5 protein-coding genes are annotated in these 7,453 nt (G+C 62.2%); 1 reads left to right on the top strand and 4 read right to left on the bottom strand.

Annotated elements, in window-relative coordinates:
- Positions 1 to 52: 52 nt before the first annotated feature.
- The 3 genes from ACMNI9_RS01885 to groL form a co-directional block, all read right to left on the bottom strand.
- Positions 53 to 1,972, bottom strand: coding sequence for a protein kinase domain-containing protein (locus tag ACMNI9_RS01885; protein ID WP_418830624.1), 1,920 nt, complete (start codon positions 1,970 to 1,972; stop codon positions 53 to 55).
- 172 nt (positions 1,973 to 2,144) lie between these two features.
- On the bottom strand, positions 2,145 to 2,780 hold the full coding sequence (locus tag ACMNI9_RS01890) for an IMPACT family protein (protein WP_418830626.1): 636 nt from the start codon (positions 2,778 to 2,780) through the stop codon (positions 2,145 to 2,147).
- A gap of 208 nt (positions 2,781 to 2,988) precedes the next feature.
- On the bottom strand, positions 2,989 to 4,575 hold the full coding sequence (groL, locus tag ACMNI9_RS01895; RefSeq protein WP_225749703.1) for a chaperonin GroEL: 1,587 nt from the start codon (positions 4,573 to 4,575) through the stop codon (positions 2,989 to 2,991).
- Between the two features lie 343 nt (positions 4,576 to 4,918).
- On the opposite strand from groL, the gene ACMNI9_RS01900 reads away from it, so the two are divergent.
- A complete protein-coding gene (locus ACMNI9_RS01900; protein WP_418830627.1) occupies positions 4,919 to 5,710 on the top strand; it encodes an amidohydrolase family protein in 792 nt (263 codons plus the stop codon).
- Positions 5,711 to 5,773: 63 nt separating this feature from the next.
- Here ACMNI9_RS01900 and ACMNI9_RS01905 read toward each other — a convergent pair whose 3' ends face one another.
- Positions 5,774 to 7,093 carry a hemolysin family protein gene (locus tag ACMNI9_RS01905; protein ID WP_114566414.1) on the bottom strand — a complete coding sequence of 440 codons (1,320 nt, stop codon included), beginning with the start codon at positions 7,091 to 7,093 and terminating at the stop codon, positions 5,774 to 5,776.
- Between the last annotated feature and the right edge of the window lie 360 nt (positions 7,094 to 7,453).

Below are 7,453 nucleotides of genomic sequence, written 5' to 3' on the forward strand. Positions count from 1 at the left end.
GGTTTTCGGCTCGATTATAGTACGAAGCCCGCCCAACAGTACGATAAGCAGGTTATTCTTCCGCCCAATCGTCTTCGTCGTAGTACACGGGGTCGGGCACGAACACGCACGCCGCAAGCGCCAACGCAATGGATATCGCGGTGAACCCCAGATTCCCGAGAGAGGGCATCCACGTAACCTGACCCGATGCAACCCATGCCGCAACGGCGACGCCTCCAAGCAGAAGCGCACCGGCCACGCACGTGCCCAGAACCGCAAACGCGCGCGTCGGCCGCAAGCGAATCGCAGCCAGCGCGCCGGCCGACGCGATCCAACTGCCGGCAACGCACCAAAGCGGAGGCTGCACGAGCAGCGCGCCCATGGCGCCCGCCAGGTCGCTGCGCGCGCCCACGTTCCAGTTCGCAAGCACGTCCCAGCTCAGAAGGTTATGGGACCCGCAGGCGGCCAGCATGACGGCGACCAGCACCGAGAACGCGGCTGTCCCCATAGCCCGCACGGGAGCCAGGCTCAGTCCGGCCGCCAACGGCGCAAGCTGCCCCAAGCCGAACGCGCCCGCGAGCGGCACCGCCAAAGCAGCGTTCGCTTCGGCGTCCCCCTCGCGCCCAACGAAGTACCACCACGTGGCCGCAGCCGCCAGCAGCACGCACCCTGCCGCCGGAACGCCTTGCACGATGAACATGGCGGCCAGCGCGAAATACCCGAGCAGCGCGCCCAGGTGCGGCCGCAACGCACCCGCAAGCACGATGAGCGCGAAGATCCCCCAGAACAGCGGATTCGCGAAACCGCTTGTCTGCGGCATGTTCCAAAGCGCCACGAACGCCAGCAGCGCGCTGCCCGCACCGCCCACCGCATGGGTCGCAATCGCACGATGCAGCGGCGTGAAGCGCTCGCGCAAGGGCACGCGCGGAAGGCAAGGCTCGTCCTCGACAGGTTCTTCATCCTGCTCATCGGCATATCCGACAATAGCTGCAAGCTCGCGAACGCCGCGCTTTGAATCGCCTAGGAACGGCTCAAGTTCCTCTGCGAAATCGGAAATCGTTGCGTAGCGTTCTTCGCGATCGGGGTCGAGCGCATAGAACACCACGTCGTCAATTGCAGGGTCAAGCCCTTCCCAACACAACGACGGCAACACGAGCTCCGCATCCTCGATTGCAAGCTCGGCACGCTTCAAATCGGACGCAAGGAACGGATTTTCTCCTGTGAGCATTTCGTACGCGACCGAAGCCAACGCCCATTCGTCGCAGCGCACGTCCAGGTTTTCCTGCCGCATTTGCTCAAGCGGCATGTAGCCGATGGTGCCGCCTCCAGCCGTGCCGAAACCCGAAGCATCCGCTAGCGTCGCCAAGCCGAAATCGGTCACTTTCACCTGACCTTGATGGTTGATCAGGATGTTGTCGGGCTTGATGTCCAGGTGAAGCACCTGGTTGCTGTGCGCCACCTCAAGCGCATGCGACACCGCCGAGAATACCGCCGCCACAATATCGAGGGTCAAACGGTCGCCATGTCGGCGAAGCAGTTCGCTCAACGACATGCCTTCGACGTATTCCATGATGAGGTACGCCGTAGCGTCCTGCACCTCGAAATCGTACACCGCCACAATGCTCGCATCGGTAAGCATGGCCGCCGTGCGCGCTTCGTCCAAACCCGGGATATGCGCGAGAGAGCGCACGAGCGGAGCTTCCGCCAACAGATCAACCGATGCTCCAGCCTGGGAAAACAGCGCTTCGTCTTCGTCGTCGGAAAACAGGGGGTCGTCAAACGCCGCATCGCGCGAAGCGTCCGGCAACGGCGCTGCGTTCGCGCCCGGAAGAGCGGCCCGGGCAGCGTCGACGTCGTCCAGCTCGATGCACTTGATGGCAACGCGGCGCTGAATGCGCGTGTCCCACGCCACCTGCACGGTGCCGAAGCCACCCGCCCCCGCTTCCGCGATTGGCCGGTATCGATTCAATATGAGTTGCTGGTTGCGCGCCATGGGGGACATTATAGAGCAGATGCGTCCAAAGGGCGCTCAGATGCCGGGGTCACCACGGCACCGCGATGGCAATAACGGCAGAGCGCGGAGGGCGGGCGGTGTGCAGGCGCGGGGCGCGATGGGCGCGGGGCGTGCGAGCTCGGCGGGCGCGAACGCGCCGAGCGAGAGGTGGCTAGAACGCAGCCTCCAAGGGGTCGCTCACCGTAACGTTTTCCTGTCCGCGCTCCAGTTCCGTCAGCTTTTTCAGCAGCGGGTCCTGCGTGCCGTCGAGCATGCGCAGTTGCAGGGTAACGGCATCGTCGTACACCGTATCGAGCACCTTCGCGCCGCAATCCGCCGCAATGCGCATCAGCTGGTCGTACTTTGCATACGCCGTGCGAATGCAAATGTCCACGCAGCGCGAAACCACCACGAGCTGCGCCGCCTCGACGCCCGCCTGCGTCGCCTGCGTGTAAGCGCGCACCAGGCCGCCCGTTCCCAGCAGCACGCCGCCGAAGTAGCGCGTGACCACCACGATGACGTCGGTAAGACCTGCGTGCTGAACAACCTCGAGGGTGGGAAGGCCGGCCGTCTTCTGCGGCTCGCCATCGTCGGAGTACCGCACGCGGCCCGAAGAGCCCGCACCGCCTTCGCGCAGCACGTACGCGTACACGTTATGGCGCGCCATGCGGTTCGCCGCGCGAATCTCCTCGAGGAAGGCAAGCGCCTCCTCCTCGGTTTCCACGTGGGCCAAGCTGGCGATGAACCGGCTCTTCTTCTCTTCGATCTCGGCGGTTGCCCGCCCTTCTATGGTGGTGTAAGAAGTCATGGGAAAAGTGTAGCACGGATGGGCGAATCTGCGAGAACTCGCCGAGGGCATCGCGTGAGAGCACCGCGATGAAAGCTCCGAACCCGAAGGCAGTAAAGCACCTTCAACATGAATCCCGCCCTTGTCGCACGGAACCGCCCCGTAAAAAACGCCGACCCGCACATGAGCGCGGGTCGGCATCAGAATGCAAGGAACGCGAATTCGAGCACTAGTCCTCTTCGGGAACCATGTCGCTCACCGACGCGTTCGTGATCAGGATCAGGGACGCAACGGAAGCCGCAGCCTGCAACGCCGTGCACGTCACCTTGGCGGGATCGGCAATGCCGCGAGAAATCATATCGCCGTATTCGCCGGTCATGCAATCCAAGCCATGGCCCTGCGGCAGCTCCTTGACCGTCTCGACCGCAACGTCGCCGCGGTAGCCCGCGTTCTCGGCAAGCGCGCGCAGCGGCTCTTCGAGCGCCTTGCGCAGGATGTCCACGCCCAGCTGCTCCTCGGGGTTGTCGCACTTCAGATCGTCCAGCACAGCGGCAGCCTGCAGCAGCGCCACGCCGCCGCCAGCTACCAGGCCCTGCTCGGCGGCAGAGCGCGTGGCCAGCAAGGCGTCCTGGATGCGGCTGCGAATCTCGTTCATCTCGGACTCGGTAGCAGCGCCCACTTCCATCACCGCGATGCCGCTGGACAGCTTCGCCAAGCGCTCGCGCAGCACGTCGCGATCGTAGTCGATCTGCGTGCGCTCGATCTCGGCGCGCAGCTGCGCGCAACGCTGCTCGACGTCCTCGGGCTTGCCCTTGCCGCCCAGAATGGTCGTACGGTCCTTGGTGATCTGCACGCTTGCAGCGCGACCGAGCATGCTCTTGCGCGCATCGGAGAGCGACAGGCCGCGATCGGGAGTAATGACCTCGCCGCCGGTAAGAATGGCCAGGTCCTCAAGCTCCGCCTTGCGACGGTCGCCCAAAGCGGGCGCCTTTACCGCAACGCTGATCAGCGTGCCGCGGCGGCGGTTCATGAGCAGCGCGTTCAGCGCCTCGCCACGCACGTCCTCGGCGGCGATCAGCAGCGGGTGGCCGGACTGCATGACTTCCTCCAGCACGGGCACGATGTCGGCGAAATTGTCGCCCAGGCGCTGATCGGTCAGAAAGATGTAGGGCTCTTTCAGCTCGCCTTCCAAACGGCCCTGATCATCGGCCATGTAAGGGGAGATAAAGCCGTTGTCGAACATCATGCCCTTGAGGATCTTCACCTCGATGCCGAAGTTCTGGGACTTCTCCACAGAGATGATGCCGTCTTTGCCGATAGCGTCCATGGCCTCGGCGATCTTTTCGCCGATGACCCGATCTCCTGCGGAAACCGTTGCAATCTCGGCTATCTGCTCACGCGTGGAAACCTCGACGGCGTCCTTGAGCACCTCCTGCGCCACCGCGTCTGCGGCGCGCTGGATGCCGCGGCGCAACGCCAGCGGATCGGAACCCGAGATAACGCAGCGCACGCCTTCGCTCACAATGGCGTCGGACAGGATGGTTGCCGTCGTGGTGCCGTCGCCCGCATCGTTGTTGGCCGCCACAGCAGCCTCGCGCACGATCTTCATGCCCATGTTCTCGATGGGGTCCTCAAGGTCGACGTTGGCCGCCACGGTTGCGCCATCGTTGGAAACGTTCGGCTTCTCGTGCTCCTTCTGCATGGCAACGTAGCGGCCCTTGGGGCCGATCGTCACCCTTACGGCGTCAGCCAGCTTGTTCACGCCAGCGGCCATTTTCGCACGGGTTTCGTTGTCGAAAGCAATGTCTTTGGACATAGTTCGGTTCCCTTCTCATCGGTGTGCGGCGCTTCGCCATCACCGCGCGCACGATAGGCGTCCCGCGCCCTCAAGCGGTTCAACATCGCCGTTTCAGGCGTGCGGGAGCTTGTTAAAGTCACTGTCGAAAAAGTTAGCACTCTTTTGCTTCGAGTGCTAGTCTTTCGGCCCTTTTTCCTCGTGACCAATGCAAAGTGACACCCAGAAATACCCTTCTGCCTAATGCGCCCGAAACCGCGATGTTCTACAATCGAAAGTTGCACGGCTCTTGGACAGCGATGCGCCGCATACGTTGCCCAACGTCGCACCGCACAAACCGCACATTGCAAAGGAGCACGAGCCCATGGCCGTCATCGACGCCCACGCCCACATCTACCCGGATAAAATCGCCTCGCGCGCCGTCGACGCCATCGGGGACTTCTACGTCATCGACATGTACGGCGAAGGCACGGTGGAGCACCTGCTGGCCTCGAAGGAGCGTGCGCCCATCACGCACTTCATTGTGCATTCGGTGGCCACCACGCCGGGCAGCGTGGAAACCATCAACAATTTCATCGCCGAGCAATGCCGGCTGCATCCTGAGTTCATCGGTTTCATGACCATGCACCAAGATTACCCGGATCCCGAAAGGGAAATCGAGCGGGCCATCGGCCTGGGTCTGCACGGCATGAAGCTGCACCCCGACACGCAGCATGTGAATATGGACGACCCGCGCCTTATGAACGTGTACGAAATCATAGAAGGCCGCGTGCCTATCGTGCTGCATACCGGCGACTACCGATACGACTATTCGCATCCACAGCGGCTGTTGAACGTCCTGAAGACGTTCCCCGACCTTGTGGTGGATGCCGCGCATTTCGGCTGCTGGTCGCGCTACGACGTAGGCTACGACATCCTGCACAACGAGAATCTGTTCGTGGACGCGTCCAGTTCGCAGTTCTTCCTGGGACAACGCCGCACCGTGGAGTTGGCGCGCATGTGGGGCACCGACCGCATCATGTTCGGGTCGGACTTCCCCATGTGGGATCCTGCCGCCGAATACGACCAATTCGTTACCGCAGGTTTCAGCGAAGACGAGCTGGAGAACATGCTTTGGCACAACGCCGAGCGGTTCGCCGGCGTGAAGGTGGGGTAGCCGAGAAACCGCGCTTTCGTAAAAGAGGGCCCGCAGAATTGCGAGCCCTCTTTTTGATGCGCGTTATTCGTCTTCGCCCTCCGGCAGGTCTTCCAGCACAAGGCGAATCTTGTCAATGCGGTGGCGGTCCATGTCCACAACGGTGAACGACGCCTTCTTGCCGCCGCCTTCGACCGACACCGAGTCGCCCTCGTCGGGAATTCGGTCGAACAGCGTGAGCAGCAAACCGCCCGCCGTTTCGCACTCCTCCGACTCGACGGGCTTGAAGCCGATCAGATCGCCCACTTCATCGATAGGCAGCGAACCGTCCACCAGGTAGCTGCCGTCTTCCATGTTCACCACTTCGTCGGTGTCGCCGTGCTGGTACTCGTCGTCGATGCGACCCACGATCTGTTCCATGATGTCGCTCATGGTAACGATGCCGGCAGTACCGCCGTGCTCGTCGATGACCACTGCGATCTTGGTACGCTTTTCCTGCAGCGTCTGCAGCAGCTTGGCGATGGGCACGCCCTCGGGGACGGCCTGAATCGTTCGAATGCGCAGGTCGTCCACCGTTGCATGCTCAGACAGCGTGTACAGGTCCTTCACATGCACGAAGCCCACGATGCGGTCCTTCGTCCCGCGGCATGCCGGGTAGCGCGTGTACTTGTAACGCTGCACCAGCTGCATGTTCTCCTCGAGCGAATCCTCCAGGTCGATGCAGATGAGGTCGGTGCGCGGAGTCATGATAGCCTCGGCGTCCTTGTCGCCCAGATCGAAAATGTTGTCCACGTAGGCGTTCTGCTCGGGATCGATCAGGCCGCTTTCGGTGCTCTCGTCGATCAGCAGCTTGATTTCTTCGTCGGTGTACACCTCGTGTTCGCTGGCTGCATCATGGCCGAGCATTTTCATAACGCCGTTCGTAATGGTGTTGAACAGCCACATGACCGGGTAGGTCAGACGGTAGAACCACACAAGCGGCGTGGCCGTGAGCAGGGAGTACTTTTCAGTTGAGAAAATAGCGAGCGACTTCGGAATAAGCTCGCCCACCACGATGTGCAACGCCGTGATGATGATGAAGCCAACGGCGATGGCGATAGCGTGAATGGCGGCCTCGGGCAGACCGAACGCCGAAAGCAGCGGAGAAATGAGCGCGGAAACGGCGGGTTCGCCCAGCCAGCCCAGCGCGAGCGAGGCAAGGGTGATGCCCAGCTGGCAAGCGGAAAGGTACGCGTTAACGTTGTCAGCGACCAATTTGGTGTACTTGGCGCCGGGACGACCCTCTTCGACAAGGATCTCAACCTGGGATTTGCGCACGCGAACGAGCGAAAACTCGGCGGCGACGAAAAACGCATTCATGATGAGAAAGAACAGGACAAGAAAAAGGCTTAACGCAACAGGCATTAAAGCTGGTCTCCTTAGGTTCGGTTGTCAATGTCTGCTGAAGGCGGTTTCCTAGGCCACCTGCCAAGCAGCGCTTTTGCTGTCCCTACTATTTGTACCAGTTCGCAGGAGAGCCTGAGTGAAAAACTACGCTTTATACAGAAGTGTTACCAAAGGACAACCAGGGGCCGCAAGGGCATGGGCCACGGCGCGGGTCGCAGGTCGCGGGCTCGGGTCCGAGCGCGGGTCGCGGGTTCGGGGCCGGGCTCAGGTCGCGGGTTCGCGGCCCCGGGTCCGAGCGCGGGTCGCGGGTCCGAGCGCACAACGAAGAACGCATTGTCGCCCGAAACGTACGGTTTTCGCGGCAAAACCGTACGTTTC

Origin of the sequence: Paraeggerthella sp. (assembly GCF_048427265.1) — a bacterium.
Classification (GTDB): domain Bacteria; phylum Actinomycetota; class Coriobacteriia; order Coriobacteriales; family Eggerthellaceae; genus Paraeggerthella; species Paraeggerthella hominis.